22 protein-coding genes and 1 pseudogene are annotated in these 22,780 nt (G+C 55.2%); 10 read left to right on the forward strand and 13 right to left on the reverse strand.

The window, feature by feature from the left end:
- The first annotated feature begins 118 nt into the window (after positions 1-118).
- The 5 genes and pseudogenes from iaaA to gsiD all read left to right on the forward strand — a co-directional run bounded on the left by iaaA (position 119) and on the right by gsiD (position 6,341).
- Positions 119-1,082, forward strand: a pseudogene (gene iaaA / locus V6E55_RS02630) (beta-aspartyl-peptidase).
- Positions 1,069-2,940, forward strand: a complete 1,872-nt coding sequence (gene gsiA / locus V6E55_RS02635; RefSeq protein ID WP_129996374.1) for a glutathione ABC transporter ATP-binding protein GsiA — start codon at positions 1,069-1,071, stop codon at positions 2,938-2,940. The pseudogene iaaA and the gene gsiA overlap by 14 nt, the downstream one beginning before the upstream one ends.
- 23 nt (positions 2,941-2,963) lie before the next feature.
- Positions 2,964-4,502 (forward strand): glutathione ABC transporter substrate-binding protein GsiB, encoded by a 1,539-nt coding sequence (gene gsiB / locus V6E55_RS02640; protein ID WP_316942111.1) that lies wholly within the window; start codon positions 2,964-2,966, stop codon positions 4,500-4,502.
- A 5-nt stretch (positions 4,503-4,507) separates the two neighbouring features.
- Positions 4,508-5,428, forward strand: a complete 921-nt coding sequence (gene gsiC, locus V6E55_RS02645; protein ID WP_114978471.1) for a glutathione ABC transporter permease GsiC — start codon at positions 4,508-4,510, stop codon at positions 5,426-5,428.
- Position 5,429: 1 nt separating this feature from the next.
- The gene (gene gsiD, locus V6E55_RS02650) at positions 5,430-6,341 is read left to right on the forward strand and encodes a glutathione ABC transporter permease GsiD (protein WP_114978472.1); all 912 of its coding nucleotides are present in this window, start codon (positions 5,430-5,432) and stop codon (positions 6,339-6,341) included.
- A 63-nt stretch (positions 6,342-6,404) separates the two neighbouring features.
- Here the strand turns inward: gsiD and rimO are convergent, their stop codons facing one another.
- On the reverse strand, positions 6,405-7,730 hold the full coding sequence (gene rimO, locus V6E55_RS02655) for a 30S ribosomal protein S12 methylthiotransferase RimO (RefSeq protein ID WP_023310913.1): 1,326 nt from the start codon (positions 7,728-7,730) through the stop codon (positions 6,405-6,407).
- A 216-nt stretch (positions 7,731-7,946) separates the two neighbouring features.
- On the opposite strand from rimO, the gene bssR reads away from it, so the two are divergent.
- Together bssR and V6E55_RS02665 are read left to right on the forward strand one after the other, a co-directional pair.
- Positions 7,947-8,330 (forward strand): biofilm formation regulator BssR, encoded by a 384-nt coding sequence (gene bssR / locus V6E55_RS02660; protein WP_114978474.1) that lies wholly within the window; start codon positions 7,947-7,949, stop codon positions 8,328-8,330.
- 106 nt (positions 8,331-8,436) lie between these two features.
- Positions 8,437-9,555 carry a PQQ-dependent sugar dehydrogenase gene (locus tag V6E55_RS02665; RefSeq protein ID WP_236919782.1) on the forward strand — a complete coding sequence of 373 codons (1,119 nt, stop codon included), beginning with the start codon at positions 8,437-8,439 and terminating at the stop codon, positions 9,553-9,555.
- Here V6E55_RS02665 and V6E55_RS02670 read toward each other — a convergent pair whose 3' ends face one another.
- On the reverse strand, positions 9,556-10,182 hold the full coding sequence (locus V6E55_RS02670) for a glutathione S-transferase family protein (RefSeq protein WP_028019335.1): 627 nt from the start codon (positions 10,180-10,182) through the stop codon (positions 9,556-9,558). It abuts the gene before it with no gap.
- A 241-nt stretch (positions 10,183-10,423) separates the two neighbouring features.
- Here V6E55_RS02670 and dacC point away from each other — a divergent pair, with 241 nt between their 5' ends.
- Complete coding sequence (dacC, locus tag V6E55_RS02675) at positions 10,424-11,629, forward strand: serine-type D-Ala-D-Ala carboxypeptidase (protein ID WP_114978559.1); 1,206 nt, start codon at positions 10,424-10,426, stop codon at positions 11,627-11,629.
- A 39-nt stretch (positions 11,630-11,668) separates the two neighbouring features.
- On the opposite strand, the gene deoR is transcribed toward dacC, so the two are convergent.
- The 3 genes from deoR to V6E55_RS02690 all read right to left on the reverse strand — a co-directional run bounded on the left by deoR (position 11,669) and on the right by V6E55_RS02690 (position 13,840).
- The gene (gene deoR, locus V6E55_RS02680) at positions 11,669-12,427 is read right to left on the reverse strand and encodes a DNA-binding transcriptional repressor DeoR (RefSeq protein WP_236919783.1); all 759 of its coding nucleotides are present in this window, start codon (positions 12,425-12,427) and stop codon (positions 11,669-11,671) included.
- A gap of 68 nt (positions 12,428-12,495) precedes the next feature.
- A complete protein-coding gene (gene ybjG, locus V6E55_RS02685) occupies positions 12,496-13,104 on the reverse strand; it encodes an undecaprenyl-diphosphate phosphatase (RefSeq protein WP_236919784.1) in 609 nt (202 codons plus the stop codon).
- 7 nt (positions 13,105-13,111) lie between these two features.
- Positions 13,112-13,840 carry a phosphatase PAP2 family protein gene (locus V6E55_RS02690; protein WP_114978478.1) on the reverse strand — a complete coding sequence of 243 codons (729 nt, stop codon included), beginning with the start codon at positions 13,838-13,840 and terminating at the stop codon, positions 13,112-13,114.
- Positions 13,841-14,008: 168 nt separating this feature from the next.
- Here V6E55_RS02690 and V6E55_RS02695 point away from each other — a divergent pair, with 168 nt between their 5' ends.
- A complete protein-coding gene (locus V6E55_RS02695; protein ID WP_236919785.1) occupies positions 14,009-15,241 on the forward strand; it encodes an MFS transporter in 1,233 nt (410 codons plus the stop codon).
- Between the two features lie 58 nt (positions 15,242-15,299).
- On the opposite strand, the gene V6E55_RS02700 is transcribed toward V6E55_RS02695, so the two are convergent.
- Together V6E55_RS02700 and V6E55_RS02705 are read right to left on the reverse strand one after the other, a co-directional pair.
- Positions 15,300-16,112 carry a Cof-type HAD-IIB family hydrolase gene (locus V6E55_RS02700; RefSeq protein WP_236919786.1) on the reverse strand — a complete coding sequence of 271 codons (813 nt, stop codon included), beginning with the start codon at positions 16,110-16,112 and terminating at the stop codon, positions 15,300-15,302.
- On the reverse strand, positions 16,102-17,316 hold the full coding sequence (locus V6E55_RS02705) for an MFS transporter (RefSeq protein ID WP_236919787.1): 1,215 nt from the start codon (positions 17,314-17,316) through the stop codon (positions 16,102-16,104). Before V6E55_RS02705 ends, V6E55_RS02700 begins: the two co-directional genes overlap by 11 nt.
- Positions 17,317-17,398: 82 nt before the next feature.
- Between V6E55_RS02705 and V6E55_RS02710 the strand changes: the two genes are divergently transcribed.
- Positions 17,399-17,950 carry a TetR/AcrR family transcriptional regulator gene (locus tag V6E55_RS02710; protein ID WP_236919788.1) on the forward strand — a complete coding sequence of 184 codons (552 nt, stop codon included), beginning with the start codon at positions 17,399-17,401 and terminating at the stop codon, positions 17,948-17,950.
- Here the strand turns inward: V6E55_RS02710 and V6E55_RS02715 are convergent.
- The 6 genes from V6E55_RS02715 to V6E55_RS02740 all read right to left on the reverse strand — a co-directional run bounded on the left by V6E55_RS02715 (position 17,947) and on the right by V6E55_RS02740 (position 22,562).
- Complete coding sequence (locus tag V6E55_RS02715; RefSeq protein ID WP_236919789.1) at positions 17,947-18,717, reverse strand: SDR family NAD(P)-dependent oxidoreductase; 771 nt, start codon at positions 18,715-18,717, stop codon at positions 17,947-17,949. The genes V6E55_RS02710 and V6E55_RS02715 overlap by 4 nt on opposite strands.
- A 118-nt stretch (positions 18,718-18,835) precedes the next feature.
- The gene (arsC, locus tag V6E55_RS02720) at positions 18,836-19,267 is read right to left on the reverse strand and encodes a glutaredoxin-dependent arsenate reductase (protein WP_129996362.1); all 432 of its coding nucleotides are present in this window, start codon (positions 19,265-19,267) and stop codon (positions 18,836-18,838) included.
- 12 nt (positions 19,268-19,279) lie between these two features.
- Positions 19,280-20,569 carry an arsenic transporter gene (locus V6E55_RS02725; RefSeq protein ID WP_236919790.1) on the reverse strand — a complete coding sequence of 430 codons (1,290 nt, stop codon included), beginning with the start codon at positions 20,567-20,569 and terminating at the stop codon, positions 19,280-19,282.
- A 40-nt stretch (positions 20,570-20,609) separates the two neighbouring features.
- A complete protein-coding gene (locus V6E55_RS02730) occupies positions 20,610-20,930 on the reverse strand; it encodes a metalloregulator ArsR/SmtB family transcription factor (protein WP_236919791.1) in 321 nt (106 codons plus the stop codon).
- Positions 20,931-21,153: 223 nt separating this feature from the next.
- Entirely contained in the window at positions 21,154-21,633 is a 480-nt protein-coding gene (locus V6E55_RS02735) for an Hcp family type VI secretion system effector (protein ID WP_316942114.1), read from the reverse strand.
- Between the two features lie 221 nt (positions 21,634-21,854).
- Entirely contained in the window at positions 21,855-22,562 is a 708-nt protein-coding gene (locus V6E55_RS02740; RefSeq protein ID WP_316942116.1) for a hypothetical protein, read from the reverse strand.
- Between the last annotated feature and the right edge of the window lie 218 nt (positions 22,563-22,780).

Here is a 22,780-nt window from a genome sequence, read left to right on the forward strand (position 1 = left end):
ATGGGTGTACGCTTTACATCACAGTTACGTCTTTCTATATTCAAAAATCATCTGAAGTTTCATCGACGATAATGATATTTATAGAAAAAGCCGCAAATCAGGCTAATGGGTGATGCGAATGGTTAATGCGGTAATCGCAATTCATGGCGGCGCCGGGGCAATCACCCGTGCACAACTCAGCCCAGAACAGGAAAAGCGTTATATTGACGCGCTGTACTCCATTGTGGAAACGGGCCAGAAAATGCTGGAAGCGGGCGAAAGCGCGCTGGATGTGGTCACCGAGGCGGTTCGTCTGCTGGAAGAGTGCCCGTTATTTAACGCGGGGATCGGCTCAGTCTTTACCCGGGATGAAACGCACGAACTGGATGCCTGCGTGATGGACGGTATTACCCTGAAAGCAGGGGCCGTGGCAGGTGTCAGCCATCTACGGAACCCGGTGCTGGCGGCGCGTCTGGTCATGGAAGAGAGTCCGCATGTGCTGCTGACGGGCGCAGGAGCGGAAAAATTTGCCCGTGAACACGGAATGGAATCTGTTTCTCCTGACCTGTTTTCAACGCCGGAACGTTACCAGCAACTGCTGGAAGCCCGTTCGGCGGGCATGACGCAGCTTGACCATACTGCACCGCTCGATGAAACCACCAAAATGGGCACGGTCGGCGCGGTGGCACTCGATAAAGCCGGGAACCTTGCGGCAGCCACCTCCACGGGTGGGATGACCAACAAATTGCCTGGACGTGTCGGCGACAGTCCATTGCCCGGTGCCGGCTGCTATGCCAATAACGCGACGGCGGCCGTGTCGTGCACGGGAACCGGAGAAGTGTTTATTCGCGCGCTTGCAGCTTATGACATCACCGCGCTGATGGATTACGGTGGTTTGAGTCTGGCTGAGGCCTGCGAGCGGGTAGTCATGGAAAAACTGCCTGCGCTCGGCGGCGTCGGTGGGCTCATTGCGGTGGATCATGAGGGCAATGTGGCATTGCCGTTCAACAGCGAAGGCATGTACCGCGCCTGGGGATATGCCGGTGATGAACCCAGTACCGGGATCTATCGTGAATAAGGGGGCAACACGTGCCGCACAGTGAAGAGCTGGACAACCGCGAAGTGCTGGCTGTCCATCAACTGAATATTGCGTTTCAGGAAGAGCGGCAGTTCATCCCCGCAGTACAGAATTTATCGTTCTCGCTCAGGCGCGGCGAAACGCTGGCGATTGTCGGTGAATCCGGTTCCGGAAAATCGGTCACCGCGCTGGCATTGATGCGCCTGCTGGAACAGACAGGTGGGCAAATCAGCAGCGAGAAAATGCTCCTGCGCCGTCGCAACCGCCAGGTGATTGATTTAAACACGCTGAGCGCCGCCCAGATGCAGGGCGTGCGCGGGGCGGATATTGCGATGATCTTTCAGGAGCCGATGACCTCCCTGAACCCGGTCTTCCCGGTCGGGGAGCAGATTGCCGAATCCATCCGGTTACATCAGGGGTTGAGCGGTGATGAAGCACTCAAAGAAGCCAGACGGATGCTGGAGCTGGTGCGCATTCCGGAGGCGAAAGCCATTCTGGCACGTTATCCGCATCAACTTTCAGGCGGCATGCGCCAGCGGGTGATGATTGCGATGGCGCTCTCCTGTCGCCCGGCAGTGCTGATCGCCGATGAACCGACCACGGCACTGGACGTGACGATCCAGGCGCAGATCCTGCAGCTCATCAAGGTGCTGCAGCAGGAGATGGAAATGGGGGTGATTTTCATCACCCACGATATGGGCGTGGTCGCCGATATTGCCGATCGCGTTCTGGTGATGCACAAGGGCAACGCGGTGGAAACCGGTACGGTTGAGCAAATCTTCCACGCGCCCGTTCACCCTTACACCAAAGCGCTGCTGGCGGCGGTTCCGCGTCTTGGGGCCATGAACGGTAGTGATTTACCGCGCCGCTTCCCGTTGATTTCCCCTGAAGCGACAGGGCCGGAAGTGGAGGAACGCGAGCAGGACACGGTGGTGCCAGGTAGGCCTATTCTGGAGGTGCGCGATCTGGTCACCCGTTTTCCGCTGCGCAGCGGCATTCTTAATCGCGTGAAGCGCGAAGTGCATGCGGTGGAAAACGTCAGTTTTGATTTATGGCCAGGCGAAACACTGGCGCTGGTGGGAGAGTCCGGTTGCGGGAAATCCACTACCGGGCGCGCGTTGCTCCGGCTGGTGGAATCTCAGGAAGGTAGCATTACCTTTAACGGCGAACGCATTGATACGTTGCCAGACAGTAAGCTGCAGACGATAAGGCGGGATATCCAGTTTATATTCCAGGATCCGTATGCCTCCCTCGATCCACGTCATACGGTGGGGTACTCGATTATGGAGCCGCTGCGGGTACATAACCTGCTCGATGGCGACGCGGCACAGCGTCGCGTGGCCTGGCTGCTGGAACGCGTCGGTCTGAAGCCGGAACATGCCTGGCGTTATCCGCACGAGTTTTCCGGCGGTCAGCGGCAACGTATTTGTATTGCCCGTGCGCTGGCGTTAAACCCAAAAGTGGTGATTGCCGATGAGTCTGTCTCGGCGCTGGATGTCTCTATCCGCGCGCAAATCATCAATTTATTGCTCGATTTACAGCGAGATATGGGCATCGCCTTCCTGTTTATCTCACACGATATGGCGGTGGTCGAACGCATCAGCCATCGCGTGGCGGTGATGTTGATGGGGCAAATCGTGGAGATTGGTCCGCGAAGGGCGGTGTTTGAGAACCCACAACACCCGTACACGCGCAAGCTTATTGCTGCTGTACCGGTTGCCGATCCGGCGCATCGTCACGGCCAGCGCGTGCTGCTGCAGGATGAAATGCCGGGCAATATTCGTAAACGCGGCGAGGCCGTAGAGCGAGTCACGCTGCGTGAAGTCGGTCCGGGCCATTTTGTGGCCCCCCCGCGTCAGGACAACGCCTTTTCGCGGCTATAACATTCAACAGGCAGGAGAACACAATGGTTAAATTTGTCGCGCGTAGATGGATGTTAGCTGCGAGCGTGACGGCAGCCCTGGCTGCTGGCCCCGCGTTCGCTGCCAAAGATGTGGTGGTGGCCGTCGGCTCCAATTTCACCACGCTTGATCCGTATGATGCCAACGACACGCTCTCTCAGGCGGTGGCGAAATCGTTCTATCAGGGTCTCTTTGGCCTGGATAAAGAGATGAAGCTCAAAAACGTTCTGGCTGAAGGGTACACCGTATCCGACGACGGGCTGGTGTATACCATCACGCTCAGAACCGGCGTGAAATTCCAGGATGGTACAGATTTCAATGCGGAGGCGGTAAAAGTTAACCTCGACCGCGCCAGTAATCCGGAAAATAGCCTCAAGCGCTACAACCTGTATAAAAACATCGCCAGCACCGAGGTGGTCAACCCGACAACGGTAAAAATCACCCTGAAAGAGCCGTTCTCTGCGTTTATCAACATCCTGGCGCATCCGGCGACGGTAATGATTTCCCCGGCCGCACTGAAAAAATACGGTAAAGAGATCGGCTTCCATCCGGTAGGGACCGGCCCGTACGAACTGCTCACCTGGAACCAGACCGATTTTGTGAAGGTGAAAAAATTCGCTGGATACTGGCAGCAGGGATTGCCGAAGCTGGACACCATTACCTGGCGCCCGGTGGTGGACAACAACACCCGTGCGGCGATGCTGCAAACCGGCGAGGCGCAGTTTGCTTTCCCGATCCCGTATGAGCAGGCCGCCATTTTGCAGAAAAACAGTAAGCTGGAGCTGGTTGCCAGCCCGTCCATCATGCAGCGCTACATCAGTATGAACGTAACGCAAAAGCCATTCGATAACCCGAAGGTACGTGAGGCCATCAACTATGCCATTAACCGTCAGGCGCTGGTGAAAGTCGCTTTTGCCGGCTATGCCATTCCTGCGACCGGCGTGCTGCCACCGGCTATCGCGTATGCGCAAAGCTATCAGCCGTGGCCGTACGATCCGGCCAAAGCGCGCGAGCTGCTGAAAGAGGCGGGTTTCCCGAATGGGTTTAGCACCACGCTGTGGTCGTCACACAATCACAGTACCGCGCAGAAAGTGCTGCAGTTCACTCAGCAGCAGCTGGCGCAGGTCGGGATTAAGGTGCAGGTCACCGCGATGGATGCCGGACAGCGTGCGGCTGAAGTGGAAGGTAAAGGGCAAAAAGAGAGCGGCGTGCGGATGTTCTACACCGGCTGGACGGCCTCGACCGGTGAAGCCGACTGGGCGTTATCACCGTTGTTCGCTTCGCAGAACTGGCCGCCAACCCTGTTCAATACCGCGTTCTACAGTAACCCGCAGGTGGACAAAGACCTGGCCGATGCACTGAAAACCACCAAACCAGATGAGAAAGCGCGTCTCTACAAAGACGCTCAGGATATTATCTGGAAAGAGTCACCGTGGGTGCCGCTGGTGGTCGAGAAACTGGTGTCAGCCCATAACAAAGCGTTGACCGGTTTCTACATCATGCCGGACACCGGCTTTAGCTTTGACGATGCGGATATAAAATAACACTCATGCTGAATTATGTTTGTAAACGCTTGCTGGGGCTTATCCCGACGCTGCTGATTGTGGCGGTGCTGGTGTTTTTGTTTGTTCATATGCTGCCGGGCGATCCGGCGCGTCTGGTTGCGGGGCCTGAAGCGGATGCCACCGTCATTGACCTGGTGCGTAAACAGTTGGGTCTCGACCAGCCTATGTATATGCAGTTTCTTCATTATATCTGCAACGTTCTGCAGGGCGACTTTGGCACCTCGATGGTGTCGCGCCGTCCGGTGTCAGAAGAGATTGCCAGCCGTTTTATGCCAACATTCTGGTTAACGATTGCCAGCATGAGCTGGGCGGTACTGTTTGGGCTGGGTGCTGGAATTGTCGCGGCCGTCTGGCGCAACCGCTGGCCGGATAAGCTCGGTATGGCGCTGGCCGTGACCGGTATCTCTTTCCCGGCGTTTGCGCTGGGGATGCTGTTGATGCAGATCTTCTCGGTCGAACTGGGCTGGTTACCAACCGTCGGAGCGGATACCTGGCAGCACTATATTCTGCCCTCTATGACGCTGGGGGCTGCTGTTGCGGCGGTGATGGCCCGCTTTACTCGCGCCTCGTTCGTTGACGTGCTTAGCGAAGATTATATCCGCACCGCGCGGGCGAAAGGGGTGAGCGAGAAGTGGGTCGTTCTCAAGCACGGGTTCCGCAATGCGATGATCCCGGTGGTTACGATGATGGGGCTACAGTTTGGCTTCCTGTTGGGCGGCTCTATTGTGGTGGAAAAGGTCTTCAACTGGCCGGGGCTGGGACGCCTTCTTGTCGATTCGGTCGAGATGCGAGACTACCCGGTGATTCAGGCGGAGGTCCTGCTTTTTTCGCTGGAGTTTATTCTTATCAACTTAGTGGTGGACGTGCTCTACGCCGCCATTAACCCGGCCATCAGGTATAAGTGAGATGCGATTGTTGAACTGGCGACGTCAGGCCGTTTTAAACGCTATGCCGGGGCTAAAACCGGATCATATCCGCACGCCATGGTCTGAATTCTGGCGACGTTTTCGCCGTCAGCCGGTGGCCATGACTGCGGGGTTATTTGTGCTGCTGCTCATTGTCCTGGCGATCGTTGCGCCGTGGATAGCGCCCTTTGATGCGGAAAACTATTTTGATTACGACCGGCTGAACGACGGTCCTTCCATGCTGCACTGGTTTGGGGTGGATTCGCTCGGGCGCGATATTTTTAGCCGCGTGCTGGTTGGAGCGCAGATCTCGCTCGCCGCCGGGGTCTTCGCGGTGCTGATTGGCGCAGCGACAGGGACGGTGCTGGGTCTTATCGCCGGATATTACGAAGGCTGGTGGGATCGCATCATTATGCGTATCTGCGATGTGTTGTTTGCCTTCCCTGGGATTCTGCTGGCGATTGCGGTGGTGGCGATCATGGGCAGTGGCATGGCGAACGTGATCGTTGCGGTTGCGGTCTTCTCCATTCCGGCGTTTGCCCGCCTGGTGCGCGGCAACACGCTGGTGCTGAAACGGCAGACGTTTATTGAGTCGGCGCGCAGTATGGGAGCGAGCGATGCCACGATCCTGTTTAGCCACATTCTGCCGGGGACGGTGTCGTCGATCGTGGTCTATTTCACTATGCGTATTGGCGTGTCGATTATCTCGGCGGCCAGCCTGTCGTTTCTGGGATTAGGGGCGCAGCCACCGACGCCGGAGTGGGGCGCGATGCTGAATGAGGCGAGAGCAGACATGGTGATCGCGCCGCACGTGGCGATCTTCCCGAGTCTGGCGATTTTCCTGACCGTGCTGGCGTTTAACCTGCTGGGTGATGGTCTGCGTGATGCGCTGGATCCGAGGATTAAGGGATAGCGCAGAGGAATGTGCCGGGTGGCGGCTACGCCTTACCCGGCATACAAAAGCGGAGTGGGGAGATTAAACCCGGCTACCCCACAGGTCATACTCGTCGGCGTTTTCAACTTTCACGCGGATAATATCACCCGGTTTAACGTTGGTTTCGCCGTTCAGGTATACCGCACCGTCGATTTCAGGGGCATCCGCCATGCTGCGGCCAATTGCGCCTTCTTCATCAACTTCGTCAACGATGACCATAATCTCGCGGCCCACTTTTTCCTGCAGACGTTCAGCAGAGATCTGCTGTTGCAGCTGCATGAAGCGGTTCCAGCGCTCTTCTTTCACCTCTTCCGGCACCTGATCCGCCAGCTCATTGGCGGTTGCGCCTTCTACCGGGCTGTACTTGAAGCAACCTACGCGGTCCAGACGCGCTTCTTTCAGGAAGTCGAGCAGCATCTGGAAGTCTTCTTCGGTTTCACCCGGGAAGCCGACGATGAAGGTGGAGCGCAGGGTTAGATCCGGGCAGATTTCACGCCACTGCTTGATGCGCGCCAGCTGGCGGTCAACGGAGCCAGGACGCTTCATCAGCTTCAGAATGCGTGGGCTGGCGTGCTGCAGTGGGATATCCAGATACGGCAGAATTTTGCCTTCCGCCATCAGCGGGATCACGTCGTCAACGTGTGGGTAAGGGTAGACGTAATGCAGACGTGTCCAGATACCCAGTTTAGAAAGTTGTTCGCACAGGCCCACCATGCTGGTTTTCACTGGTTCACCGTTGTGGAAACCGGAGCGGTGTTTGACATCCACACCGTAGGCAGAAGTATCCTGGGAGATGACCAGCAACTCCTTCACGCCCGCATCAGCCAGACGTTTCGCTTCCGCCAGCACTTCACCAATTGGACGGCTTACCAGATCGCCACGCATGGACGGGATGATGCAGAAGGTGCAGCGGTGGTTGCAGCCTTCAGAAATTTTCAGGTACGCGTAGTGGCGTGGGGTCAGCTTCACACCCTGTTCTGGCACCAGGCTCAGGAACGGGTTGTGCTTTGGTTTTGGCACGTAGTGATGAACATGTTCCAGCACCTGCTCGTAGCTGTGTGGGCCGGTGATCTCAAGCACTTTCGGGTGCACTTCGCGGATCTGATCCTCTTTCGCGCCCAGGCAGCCGGTCACAATCACTTTGCCGTTTTCAGTCAGGGCTTCACCGATGGCTTCCAGTGACTCCTGAACCGCGCTGTCGATAAACCCGCAGGTATTAACGATCACCATATCGGCGTTGTCGTAGCTTGGCACCACGTCATAGCCCTCGGTGCGCAGTTCGGTCAGGATACGTTCGGAATCCACCAGGTTTTTCGGGCAGCCCAGGGAGACAAAGCCGATTTTCGGCTGGTGCGTAACATTGCTCATAGGTTAAAAATTCATCAATTATGGAGTTATCAGGGCGGGATTTTACAGCGTATCGCGGGGGATTTATACACTCTTTGCAAGGCGGATGCGGTTGGCGGGTGTTGTAACATTGTAAATGATGTTAATCAGTTATGTTTTATTGATCTGAGGCATTAAATTGTACAAAAAATAACCTTATTCTGAATGTGCAAAATGGCTGACAGAGGAGGAAAGAGAATGTCCGTTGACAGACTGAAACGCGATCTGCTGAACAAGCTGATCAACGCCCGAATCGACCTGGCCGCGTACCTGCAGTTGAGGAAGGCAAAAGGGTATATGTCAGTCAGCGAAAGCGAACATCTGCGTGATAATCTGTTTGAACTATGTAATTTCATGCGTGAAAAAGCACCGACCCTGAAAGCGGAATACTGCGAAAGTGAGCTGATAGCGCTCCGTCGCGCCGCTGAGGTGCTCTCCATTGCAGGGGTGTGCCTGATGAACGGACGCCACGACTGCCCGAATTTTATCGCTGTTAACGCGGAGAAGCTTGAAAACTGCCTGACAACGCTCTCTCTTTGCATCATGTGTCTGAACGAGCACGAGAAGCTCGAACAGTACTGAATCGGGGGGAGGCAACTCCCCCTTCTGATTAAGCTTTTGTAAAAGTGATAACGTGCCTGGGCGTTATGGCTAACCTTTAAGCCATATGCCGATAAAGGAGCGCGTTATGCCTCGAACCTCGCTCATTTTCCTGCCCGCGTTGTTATTATCATTTTCTCTTCTTGCCGCACCGGTCGCGGTCAACGTCGAGGTGTTGCAAAACAGACTCGATCACCCCTGGTCTCTGGCGTTTCTGCCGGATAATAAAGGGCTGCTGGTGACCCTCAGGGGAGGCCAACTCAAACACTGGCAGGCCGGGACCGGGCTTTCCGCTCCGATTGTCGGCGTGCCGAAGGTATGGGCGAACGGTCAGGGAGGATTGCTGGACGTGGCTCTCGCCCCGGATTTTGAAAAGTCGCGCCGCGTCTGGCTAAGCTTCGCCGAAGCCGGGGAGGACGGCAAAGCCGGAACGGCGGTGGGCTATGGTCGCCTGAGCGACGATCTTTCACGTATTGACGGTTTCCAGGTGGTGTTCCGCCAGATGCCAAAACTCTCTACCGGTAACCATTTTGGTGGGCGGCTGGTGTTCGATGGTAAAGGCCATCTCTTTATTGGGCTCGGCGAGAACAACCAGCGACCGACGGCGCAGGAACTGGATAAACTGCAGGGCAAAGTGGTGCGCCTGACGGAAGACGGCAAAGTGCCTGCGGATAACCCGTTCGTGAACACCTCCGGCGCGCGGCCTGAAATCTGGTCCTACGGCATTCGTAACCCGCAGGGGATGGCGATGAATCCCTGGAACGACACGCTGTGGCTTAACGAGCATGGTCCGCGCGGCGGAGATGAAATCAATATCCCGGAGAGAGGGAAAAACTACGGTTGGCCGCTGGCGACGCACGGTATCAACTACAGTGGCCTGAAAATCCCGGAAGCTAAAGGTGAGCACGTTGAGGGAACCGAAAAACCGCTGTTTGTCTGGAAAGTTTCGCCCGCCGTGAGCGGTATGGCGTTCTACAACAGCGACGTCTTTCCGCAGTGGAAAAACAAACTGTTTATCGGCGCACTGAAGGAAAAGGACGTTATCGTGCTGAGCGTGAGCGGCAATAAAGTAACGGAAGACGGGCGGATTTTGGGCGACCGTGATCAGCGTATCCGTGATGTGAGGGTGGGACCGGATGGGTATCTGTATGTCCTGACCGATGAGACGGACGGGCAACTGTTGAGAGTCAGCCCGTCCGGAACGTAATCAGGTTACCGGGATCATCACGACGTTACGGTATGCCGGACGATCGCTAAGCTGCTTTAACCAGCGCTCAAGGTGAGGGCGTGGCGTCCACTTCAGGCCCATGTTGGTCAGGTTCCAGACAAACGGCGCGACGGCGATATCGCCTGTGCCAAATGCGTCACCGGAGAACCATTTGTGCTTCGCCAGTTCGTCATCCATCATGGCAAACAGGTTTTCACAGGCATCCTGTGCGGCATGGATGGCGGGATAGTCACGTTCGGCTTCTGGTGTTCTGATCAGTCCCATCAGGATCACGCGATGGGTTGGCGAAAGCGTCTGATTCGCCCAGTCCATCCACTTTTCACCCTGAGCACGACGAGCCGGGTTTTCTACCCACAGACGGCCCTGGCCGTACTGGGCCGCAAGGTAACGCACAATCGTGTTGGACTCCCAAAGCGTCGCGTCTGTTTCATCATCGCGCAGCAGCGGCACCAGGCCGTTCGGGTTCATGGCCAGATAGTCGGCCTCTTTGTTCACACCAAACGACAACCCAGCCATGATTTGATTGAACGGTAAATCCAGCTCCTCCAGTGTCCAGAGCACTTTCTTAACATTGGTCGAATTGTTCCTGCCCCACAGCGTAATCATATTTACTCCCGATGAGATGTGAATCCGAGTCAGCTTTTTGCCATGGTGAGATAAACCTAACAATTACGCAACAGAAGACAAAAAAATCGCCTGAATCAAAGCGTATCTGAATGTTATTGCATAAACTTTAATAACTTTACCCTCGTTGGGTTTCTTTAACGGTTTTAGTGCGCTATTACTCATCGCTTCTTGCGACACGGTGATGTGACGTAATTTTTGAATGGACACTCGGGTGGCATTTATGACGCGAAAAATGACTTCTCTGCGCAGCCTTGCGACAGGCTCTGCGCTCCTTTTCCTGTTTGCACCAACTCTCTACGCAGCTGAGCAGGCTGCGCCCGAAGCGCCGCCAGTGGACGCGCGCGCCTGGATCCTGATGGACTACTCCAGCGGTAAAGTGCTGGCGGAAGGCAATGCGGATGAGAAACTCGATCCAGCCAGTCTGACCAAAATCATGACCAGCTATGTGGTCGGCCAGGCGTTAAAAGCAGGCAAGATCAAGCTTGACGATATGGTCACCATCGGGAAGGACGCCTGGGCGACCGGCAACCCGGCGCTGCGGGGCTCATCAGTGATGTTCCTTAAACCAGGCGATCAGGTTTCCGTTTCTGATTTGAATAAAGGGGTGATTATCCAGTCCGGTAACGACGCCTGTATCGCACTGGCGGATTATGTCGCTGGCAGTCAGGATTCATTTATCGGTCTGATGAATGGCTATGCGCAAAAGCTGGGCCTGACCAACACCACCTTTAAAACCGTTCACGGTCTTGATTCGCCGGGCCAGTTCAGTACCGCCCGTGATATGGCGCTGTTGGGTAAAGCGCTGATCCACGACGTGCCGGATGAATACGCTATCCATAAAGAGAAAGAGTTTACCTTCAATAAAATTCGTCAGCCGAACCGCAACCGCCTGCTGTGGAGCAGTAACGTCAACGTGGACGGGATGAAGACAGGTACCACTGCCGGGGCGGGATACAACCTGGTGGCCTCCGCAACCCAGGGTGACATGCGTTTGATCTCGGTGGTACTGGGGACTAAAACCGACCGTATCCGTTTTAACGAATCAGAAAAATTACTGACCTGGGGCTTCCGCTTCTTTGAAACGGTGACGCCGATTAAACCGGATGCCACCTTCGTCAGCCAGCGTGTCTGGTTTGGTGATAAGAACGAAGTGAACCTGGGGGCCGGTGAGGCTGGGTCAGTGACCATCCCACGCGGTCAGCTTAAAAACCTGAAAGCCAGCTATACCCTGACCGATCCGCAGCTCACCGCGCCGCTGAAAAAAGGCCAGGTGGTCGGGACGATTGATTTCCAGCTTAATGGCAAGTCGATTGAACAGCGTCCGCTGATTGTGATGGAAGCAGTTGAAGAGGGCGGCTTCTTCAGCCGGATGTGGGATTTCGTATTAATGAAATTCCATAGCTGGTTTGGCAGCTGGTTTAGCTAAGTTTTTTGCCGGGTGGCGCTGCGCTTACCCGGCACAACCTCAATACATCAACTTCACCTGCTGCGCCTTCGCATACGCAACATACTCTTCATCCGGACGGCAATCGCTGACGATAGCATCGAACTGTGCCAGCTCTCCCATCCGTGCCGGACGCACCTTGCCAAACTTGCTGTGATCCACCACCAGCACATGATACTGCGCGGCGCTTAATGCCCAGTGTTTCACCGGCAGCTCTTCCAGGTTAAAACAGGTCGCCCCCTGACGGGTACTGACGCCCGCTGCGGAGTAAAATGCGATATCCGGGCACAAATTGCTGAGCGTATCCTGAAGATTGAGCGGCTTAAAAATGGCGTTACTGGCGTGGAACTCACCACCGCAGAGGATCACCCGACACTCGGGTTTCTCCTGAAGCGCCAGAAAGGTGTTCAGCGAATAACACACAGCAGTGAAAGGAATACTGCTGTCGATGGCTTCGATTATCCACGGTGTTGTCGTGCCACAGTCAAAAAACAGCGTCTGATGCGGCTGTACCAGTGAGGCCGCAAGCCGGGCGGCTTTACGTTTTTCTTCAACCAGGCGCGTTTTTTGATCGCTAATCAGGTAGTGGCTGGCACTGCGTGGCTCCAGCACAATATACCCGCCCAGTAGCACGACGGGTGCGCTGTCGCTGTTCAGATCACGACGAATGGTCATCTCTGAAACGCCGAGGAGGGTGGCGGCTTCCTTAAGATGAAGCTTATCACTGCGCTTCAGCGCCTGTAGCAGCTGAGCAATGCGGTCATCGCGTCGTGTTTCCATAGATCCTCGGCGTGGAAAAAGTGAACCCCCGCAGGGCGGGGGTCCAAGTGTAACCTGTTGGGCCAGGGTTAGTCACGTACCCAGCCTTTGCGGATCGGGATAGCAAAGAGGATACGATAGAGTTGGGAGATCCCGCGGTAGAGCGCCTGACCAAAGAGGCTCCACAGGATCGCTGCACTTACGCAACCAATCAGCCCCACCAGGAAACCGCCAACCATATCCAGCGGCCAGTGTACGCCCAGGTAGACACGCGACCAGGCGATAGCTGCCGCCACCACCATCAGTACCGCACCAGACCACAGGCGGTGCCAGAACAAAAACGCCAGTGCAAAGGTGAAAATCACCGTGCCGTGGTCGCTCGGGAAGGAGTCATCAGGCGCATGATGCAGGAAGGTATAGCCAGCGTGGGCAACGAAAGGACGATCGTGCGGGAACAGATGCCCCAGTGCAAAACTTACCAGTACGCTTACCGCAAGGGCCATCGCAACTTTGATAACCAACTGGCGCTGCGCGACGACCTGCTTGCGCGGCCCCCATAACCAGAGGATCACGGCCAGCACTGGCACGATACTGATCAGATCTTTGGCAAAAAAAGTGGCGATATCAATCATCCACTCCGGTGATGCCGGGGTGGCGTTGATCAGATAAAACAGTCCATAGTTCAATTGCTCTAACATAACGTCGTTACTCTTTAGCAAACCGGGTGGAAACAAGGCCATAGACCACCACCTGGGAAAACCAAACCCACCACCCAGCCCACAGGTTGTGAGATAAGAAATGTGCGCCGCGCATCACCTGGCCATAACCCATCACCAGACCTAACACCACACCAAGTACGACAAAAGACCAGGCCAGACGTGGACGCTCGCGCCAGAAGGCAAAAAACAGGCCCATGACCATAAAGCCACTGGACGCGTGACCGCCGGGGAAACAACGCCCGGGACCGCTGTCTGCAGGGACAGAACTGAACAGGGGATAAGCAACAGCCTTTCCGCCGTATTCCACCAGATCCCACGGGCAACTGTGATGGCTTACACTTTTCAGTACGCCAACCACCAGCGCGCCAAGCCCCATCAACAACGCAGCCGTGACCAGTCTTGTGTTACGCGTGTAAGCGCCGTAAAACAGCGCCACAGCACCTAAGGCGATGGCAATATACTTCGCAATGCGGTGGTTCAGCAGATCCAGCAGATGGTCTTTCTGCAGTGGAAAACTCTGTGTCGCCGCGTCGTACCAAAAACCGGTCACCCATTTGTCGAGCGTTTCATCGCGGGATAACCACGTAAACAGCACGGCAAGGGCTATCAGGACCAGAAGCTGGTAACCATAAAAGCGGGCCGGTAAGCGGTAAAGTTGTTTTGTCTTATTTGTCTGTAAGTTAGATAATTCTGAACGGCTGGAGGTGAGTGCCATAATCTGGGGTCGTTGACGAATAATGGGGCTATCATAAATCTGTCAACTTAAGGAAACCTTAAACGAAGACGATATGTGCCTTATTTCTGTTTATCCTCGATAAATCACTATCTCGGGCTGGGGCATTTCATTACACTCGTCGCGATTTTGTCATTAAAAAGAGATTGCATGTTAAACCGTTCTTCTTCTGCAGCACGTCTGGGTCGTCAGGCGTTGCTTTTTCCTCTGTGTCTGGTGCTCTACGAATTCTCTACCTATATCGGTAACGATATGATCCAGCCCGGTATGCTGGCCGTTGTGGAACAGTACAACGCGGGAATTGAATGGGTGCCGACCTCCATGACCGCCTATCTGGCAGGTGGTATGTTTTTACAGTGGCTGTTAGGCCCACTGTCGGATCGTATTGGTCGCCGTCCGGTGATGCTGACTGGCGTGGTGTGGTTTATCGTGACCTGTCTTGCCACGCTTCTGGCGCAAAACATTGAACAATTTACCCTGCTGCGTTTCCTGCAGGGGGTGAGTCTGTGCTTTATCGGTGCCGTGGGGTATGCCGCCATTCAGGAGTCGTTTGAAGAGGCGGTGTGTATCAAGATCACCGCACTGATGGCGAATGTGGCGTTGATCGCCCCGTTGCTCGGCCCGCTGGTGGGGGCCGCGTGGGTGCACGTTGCGCCGTGGGAAGGGATGTTTGTGCTCTTTGCTGTTTTCGCCGCCATCGCGTTCTTTGGCCTGCACCGTGCGATGCCGGAAACGGCCACCCGCATCGGCGAGAAACTTTCGCTCAAAGAGCTGGGCCGGGATTACAAAGAAGTGCTCAGGAATGGACGATTTGTTGCGGGTGCGCTGGCGACGGGGTTCGTCAGTCTGCCGCTGCTGGCGTGGATTGCGCAGTCTCCGGTCATTATCATCAGCGGTGAAAAGCTCAGCAGCTACGAGTATGGCCTGCTGCAGGTGCCGATTTTCGGCGCGTTGATAATAGGTAACCTGGTGCTGGCACGTCTGACGTCACGCCGCACCGTGCGTTCGCTGATTATTATGGGCGGCTGGCCGATTGCGGCGGGGCTGATTGTCGCTGCGGTCGCGACCGTGGTGTCATCACATGCGTATCTGTGGATGACCGCAGGGTTAAGCATTTATGCGTTCGGGATTGGTGTAGCGAATGCCGGGCTGGTACGCCTGACGCTGTTTGCCAGCGAGATGAGTAAAGGTACGGTGTCAGCGGCAATGGGAATGTTGCAGATGCTAATTTTTACCGTCGGTATCGAAGTGAGCAAGCATGCTTATGCGATGGGCGGCAACGGGCTGTTCAGCCTGTTTAACCTCGCCAACGGCGTGCTATGGGTTGGACTGATGGTGGTGTTCCTGAAAGACAAACGCGTCGGAAACGCCCTGCAGCCTTAAGTCTAATTCCCTCTCCCTGTGGGAGAGGGTTAGGGGGAGGGCACCAGACCGCACGCTATCAATTAAACGGTGCTTTCCCCTCCAGCACCTTATCAATCACATCCAGAACACCTTCCTCGTTATTATGCGGCGCTTCAAAGCGCGCCACCGCTTTAATATGCGGTCTGGCATTTGCCATCGCAAAGCTGAACCCGGACTGGCGCAACATCTCCACGTCATTACCGCTATCACCAAAGGCCAGTACTTCACTGTCGTCTATGCCCCAGCGCTTTTGCAGTATCCGCAGACCATTGGCTTTATGTACGCCTGGGATGATCAGGTCTATGCTGCCGTGCCCGGTCGTGACGGGCACCATGATGTCACTCAGTTTTTCATGCAGCAGTGCCTGTATACGCGGGATTTCATCGTCAGAAACGTTAAGCCCGAACTTGAAGAAAATATCGTTCAGGTTGTCGAAATTACTCACCATTTCGAGGCGGTGGTAGTATTTCGCCGCGATCTCCTTAAAGCCCTCGTCATAGCATTTCAGCGTATACGCGCTGCTTTTCCCGCAGGCGATGATCTCAATGCCCGGAACGTCGTTTAAGACGTTGGCGACGGTCTCGAAATGGGCTTTCGACAGTTCACCGTTAAAGACATCTTCCCCTTCGCTCACGACCCAGCCACCATTTTCGGCGACAAATGCAATTTCATGGGCGATCTCCGGGAAAAAGGAGATCAACTGGTAGTACTGGTTGCCGCTGGCGACCGCGAAGCGAATACCTTGCGCCTTCATACGCGCATACTGGGCCAGAAAACGCGGGCGATTATAGGTCTTGGCATCACTCAGGAAAGTGCCATCCATGTCGACGGCGATCAGTTTAACGCTCATATCCCTTCTCCAGTGTCGTTTGATTCGTTTCCGGCTTTGCCACCGCGCGCGCCACCAGCGCTGCGATGATGACCAGCCCTAACACCACCAGCATGGCGCTGCGCAGCCCGTAGTGCTCGCCGAGGAAACCAAGCAGTGGTGGCCCGACCAGGAAAGCGAGGTAGCCCGTGGTCGCCACCACGCTGACGCGCGTTGGCGCATCCGGGCCGGTATCGCTGGCGGCCGAAATGGTTAGCGGGAAGCCGAGTGATGCACCCAGACCCCAGAGGATCACCGACACGCCGGCAATCCAGTCCACATCCACAAAGATGATCATCGCAATCCCCAGCCCTCCGAGCAGAGCACTGGCGCGAACCACCGCCACGCGGCTGTAGCGATCGATAAACCAGCCGCCGGTAAAGCGCCCTACGGTCATTCCCAGCGTAAATCCGGCGTAGATCAGCGAGCCGGAGGTCGGGCTAAAGCCGTGGCCGTCCACCATCAGCAGCGGCAGCCAGTCGTTGGCGGAACCTTCCGCGAAAGCCATCGCCAACACCACCACGCCGATCAGCATCAGCTGAATATCGCGGTAGAAAGGAAGCCCTTTTTCCGCCGAATGTTGTTCATCCGAGGAGTTCTTACCTGTGCCGTCAGGGATTGCCCGGATACCGGTCAAAATCGGAATAATACAAACCAGTGCTGCCAGCAGGATATGCAGATTGGCTGTGACGCCAAATGCCGTCAGTGCCATCCCCACGCCCGCACCGGCCAGCGTGCCAAGGCTGTAAAAGCCATGCATCATTGGCAGCACGGTTTTGTTCATTTCACGCTCGACCGTTGCCCCTTCAACGTTAATGGCGACCTCCGCCGAACCGAAGCTGCCGCCAAATATTGTCAGCCCCAGGGCAAACAGAACCGGTGAGGCAAACCATAGCGCAACGCTCAGTACCCCCATCCCGAACACAGCGCTGCACATGGTGGTGCGGATCACCGCCCGTGTACCAAAGCGCTTCACCAGCCACGCCGAGCAAAGAATGCCGCTCATGGAGCCTATCGACAGACCGAACAGCACAATGCCCATCTCGGCCGTAGAAACGGACAAAATATCGCGAATGGCGGGGGTACGCGTGGCCCAGGAAGCCATCAGCAGACCGGGAATAAAGAAGAACATGAACAGCGCCCACAGACGTAGCTGCAGAGTTCGACGAGGGGAGGCGAGAGTCATTGAGATTAGCACCAGAAGTACAACAATAGCGACAACACTAGCAAGTTTGTGTACATTTGTACATAAACTACGTGAGGAATTTATGACCAGACCACCGAACGATCCTCATCGCCGGGAGAAGATCCTGCAGGCGACGCTGGACACCATCGCTGAGCACGGTATCCATGCCGTCACGCACCGCAAAATCGCGTCCTGTGCAGGTGTGCCGCTAGGGTCGATGACCTATTATTTCGAGGGTATGGAGTCGCTGCTGGAGGAGGCTTTCACGTGGTTTACCCGGCAGATGTCGCAACAGTACCGGGATTTCTTCGCCGGTGTCACCGGGCCTGAAATGGCGTGTGAAGCCATCACCACGCTGATCCACAGTTCGCAGGTGACGACGCCGCACAACATGGCGCTGATGTATCAACTCTACGCCTTTATGCACCGCAGCACGGCGCTCAAAACGGTGATGCAGGACTGGATGAAGATGAGCCAGACCACGCTTGAGAAGTGGTTTGACCCGGTCACCACTCGTGCACTGGATGCGTTTATCGAAGGGATGACGCTGCACTTTGTTACCGATCGGGCACCGTTAACCCGCGAAGAGATCCGGGCAATGGTGGGAAGAATTGCGGGCGAGGGCGGATGCTAGGTTGCGCCTGCGGTCATATTGACGGAGGTTCCCGTGATGGCGCTTGCCGCATCTGAGGCCAGAAACGTAATTGTGTCGGCCACCTGTGCCAGCGTTGGCAGGCGATGCGTCAGGGTACTTTGCGCGGCACCACCGAGAAACTGCTCGACCGTAATCCCCATCTCCTGCGCTTTAGCGGCGAAAATGGCACCGACATACGAACCTGCCTGTATCGCGTCGGCTACCGCGTGCGAACGCACGCACACGACGCGAATATTTTTAACCCCCAGTTCTGCGGCAAGCGCCCGGGTAAACGCTTCGGTTCCCGCGCAGCCAACGATATGCCCCAGGTGCCCGGAGATCGCCATATTCGCGGCGGGCGCGACGACGGTAATCAGAGTTCCGCCATGTTCACCGCCCATGCGGGGCGCAACGGTTTTGGCGATGTTAAAGTACGCGGTCAGGAAGGGATCAAAACCCTGCCTGAATTCGCTAAGAGTTAACGCGTCAAGGCGTTTGCCCTGATCGTGCATAAAGCCTGTGGCGTTGACGACAATATCAATATGGGCAAGCTCAGGAAGCCGCGCGGACTCATCCAGCGCATCGAAAATAAATGTGCTGGCAGACCCGCCTGCGGCACGAATGCTATTGGCAACATGTTCCAGCCTGGTAGGTGTGCGCGCAGCGAGGTGAACCTCAGCCCCCTCACGCGCCAGAGCATGTGCCACAGCGCTGCCGATGGCGCCGCTGCCACCAAAGATGACAGCGATTTTGTTTTTAAAGCCCATACCCGCATACCCTCACCAGACCTGACCCTCAAAAGTATGAGCCGGGTTTCGGCTGATGCAACTCAGCCGGTAGGTGGGGTATGCCGCATGCAAGCCTTACTGCGCCATTATCAATAGGTTACTTTTGCGAGATTTTTTTCCCGCTGGCATCCACGACGGCTTCGCCATCCTCTTTCGTAAATGCCCCTTTTTGCGCGTCAGGCAGGATGTCGAGGACGACTTCAGAAGGGCGGCACAGGCGAGTGCCCAGCGGCGTCACGACGATCGGACGGTTAATCAGGATCGGGTATTGCAGCATGAAGTCGAGCAGTTGTTCGTCGGTGAATTTATCTTCGGCCAGGTCGAGCTGTTCATAGGGCTCCACGTTTTTACGCAGCAGGTCCCGTACAGAAATTCCCATATCCGCAATCAGGGTAGTCAGCGTATCGCGCGATGGCGGGGTTTCCAGATACAGAATAATCTCTGGCTCCGTGCCGCTGTTGCGGATCATCTCCAGCGTATTGCGCGAGGTGCCGCAGGCTGGGTTGTGGTAAATGGTGATGTGGGTCATATCAGTGGCTCATTACAGTGTGAAGGAGAGACGTAGCGCCAGCGCGGCGAGCGTCACAAACAGGACCGGTAACGTCATTATGATACCCGTCCGGAAATAGTAGCCCCAGGTAATCGTCATGTTTTTCTGCGCCAGTACATGAAGCCAGAGCAGGGTCGCCAGGCTGCCGATAGGTGTGATTTTCGGCCCCAGGTCGCAACCAATCACGTTGGCGTAAATCATTGCGTCCTTAATCAATCCTGTTGCCATACTGCCATCAATAGAGAGCGCGCCAATCAGCACCGTGGGCATATTGTTCATTATGGATGACAGGAACGCAGTGATGAACCCGGTTCCCAGCGTGGTGGCCCACAGCCCGTGTCCGGCCAGGCTATTCAGTACGCCTGTGAGATAGTCCGTCAGCCCGGCATTGCGCAGGCCATACACCACCAGATACATCCCCAGCGAGAAGATGACGATCTGCCACGGTGCGCCGCGCAGCACTTTTCCGGTGTTTATCGCATGTCCGCGTTTTGCGACAGCGAATAAAATCAGCGCGCCGACGGTCGCAATGGCGCTGACCGGAATACCGAGAGGTTCAAGTACAAAGAAACCGACAAGCAGAAGCAGCAGGACGATCCAGCCCGTTCTGAACGTCGGGAGATCGGTAATAGCGCGTGCCGGCTCCCGAAGTTTCGACAGGTCATATTCCGGTGGAATTTCCTTGCGAAAGAACAGATGCAGCATCACCAGCGTGGCAGCAATTGCGGCGATATCAACCGGGATCATCACCGAGGCATATTCGCTGAACCCCAGCGTGAAGAAATCGGCTGACACAATGTTGACCAGGTTAGAGACAATCAGCGGCAGGCTGGCGGTATCGGCGATAAACCCTGCCGCCATCACAAACGCCAGCGTTGCCTGCTTGCTGAACCCCAGCGCCAGCAGCATAGCAATCACGATAGGTGTCAGGATCAGCGCCGCACCGTCATTGGCAAACAGCGCCGCAACCGCCGCGCCCAGCAGCACGATATACGTAAAAAGTAATCTCCCCCGGCCATTTCCCCAGCGGGCAACGTGCAACGCAGCCCATTCGAAAAAGCCAGACTCATCCAGCAGCAGGCTGATGATAATGACGGCGATAAACGTGGCCGTCGCATTCCAGACAATATTCCAGACCACCGGAATATCATTAATGTGGATCACACCGCTGACCAGCGCCAGCACGGCACCAATGGTCGCGCTCCAGCCGATACTCAGCCCCCTTGGCTGCCAGATAACCAGTACCAGCGTAAACAGAAAAATTGCCCCTGCCAGAAACATTGCTTACTCCATCATATCTGTTTTTGTGAATGTGTATTGATTAACACGAACCCGTAAGTCTGTTTTTCAGTTTTTCACGCGTCTCTTCCCGCAGGCAGTTCCAGCTGTTGTCGATAATGGTTGCCGCCCATGCAGGCATGTGGGGAGATAAACGGTAATGGATCCATTTCCCTTCCCGGCGATCGATAACCAGCCCGGACTCGCGGAGCAACGCCATATGGCGGGAGACTTTCGGCTGCGACTCGGTGGTCGCGGAGCAGAGATCGCAGACGCATAGCTCGCCCGCTTCGCGGAGCAGCATGATGATGGCGAGCCGCGTTTCGTCGGAGAGGGTTTTGAAGAGTTGGAGCGGGTGGAGCATTCGGCCATCCTGAATGTTTTTTATCATATACATTAAATCATATATGTCTATGGCTGGCGAGAGAAGAGGGAAAAGCAGGAAGGATAGAAAAAATTCCGGGGGGCTTGTAGAAGACCAAAATAGTCTTTATGGCTTGCCTGGACCACCCCTGACAGTCATGGGAAAGAAACCGTTCCCTGGAACGGTTCCTTTTTATCTGCTCACTTTAAACGCTCTTCTGTACTCAGGCGCAACAGCGATCGTTCCAAGTGTCACGGTAGATGATATTCCCCTCAGTGTACTTCCAGGAAATGGCTTCATAACGCAATTCGAGCGTTTCAAGATGAGTGCTGCTCATCCCGTTAGGGGTTAGGAAGGGTGCCACAGTCGTGAACTTAACGTTTTCCATTACGATATTGAAATATTCGGCCTCGATACCGGACGCCAGAATACGGTACATCTTAATAATTCCCTTCTTCATAACTCGCCCTTCACACACGGCGCGGTAAAGAACTGGGGTAGTCTGATCAAATTCTTTGACTATCGTAATAGGGCGATGGACGCGCGTGCCGGTGAGCTTGCCCCAGCTCGGGTCAACCGGAATGGTTACGCCGTGGGAGAACGATTTCAGTTCTATGGAACCAAGACGGGTGGGCATCATGCAGCTACCGACAATTGGCGAGCCGTTCTCGTCCTCAAGCCAGAGATGTGCGGGTGTAGACATGTCATTTCCTTATTCGTAAACGTGAAGCTTTTATGGTCCTCAATGCCATATCCAGTAAGCCAGCCCCAGTGTGACCAGGTAAAACAGGAGGATGAATCCCTGGCTAACCTCAGGGAAATAAACGTCAAGGACATAGCCAAAAATGAACGTGAGGATGATGGGTATATAGGTCCAGAAGAAAAACTGGGCCTGAGATTTGAACCAGCGTCTTAGAAAGCCCATTAGTGTCTGCCCATGAGCTTCAGGATTGTGTCAGCAGCATCATAAGGGCTTTGACTGTCAGTCCATTGCTGGGTTAGTACGCCCGCACGCATAAACGCAGGTTCCACCAAGAAATACATCATTTCCAGTTCTCGCAGGTACAACGCTTGATAGTAGGCGGGATGCATCACTTGCAAGCGGTGAGCACTGTCAGCGGCCTTTTGCACAATCCCATATATCCCCAGCCCGCCAATAGCCGCGCCCGTTAATCCTGAAACGACCTTTAACCCTGAAGGTGGGAGGGTCACATAGAGGCAAATAGTCGATGCAACGCCTGCAGAGAATGAATACGAGGTTAGCGTGCTGGTGGATATGTGAACGTTCGCGCGCATTAGAGCATGCTTTATCGCTGATAATTCTTCCGGTGAATAATTCTTAACCAGCTCCTCAACGTACGTGTTGATTAGGTCAAAGACGATGTTCCAGCGAGATACGAGGTGGAATATGCCTTTTCGAAAGCGAGCGTCCTCCAGGTTTTGTCTGGTGCATACATCGTAATATTCATCAGTAAAGCAGGAAGTGTAGTACAGCAGGCGTTGGGCACCGGCCCCTATATTACTCAGGTGGCTCTTTACCTCTTCACCTACCGCGCGTACCGCCTGGTCCAGCTTCATGGCCAGTATTTTTTGGCTCTGAAACTGGCGGATGATCTCTTCAGAATGGTACATGCTTACTGGCCTCGCACTTGAGCTCAATCGAGCGAACTTTTGCTGCATTCCCTAATACCGGCATTGCCATTACTGAGCTTGAAAATCGCATCCCTATCCCCTCCATAGTATGTTTCTATCCGCTCCAGATTATTCTCGTCGCTTGTATGGAAGTTCAAAACAGATCATGTTTATGAAAAACTGGGGATTTTTAGGATAATGACTTGATATTTTTTAAC

This window comes from Enterobacter sp. 342 (assembly GCF_036663495.1).
Taxonomy (GTDB): domain Bacteria; phylum Pseudomonadota; class Gammaproteobacteria; order Enterobacterales; family Enterobacteriaceae; genus Enterobacter.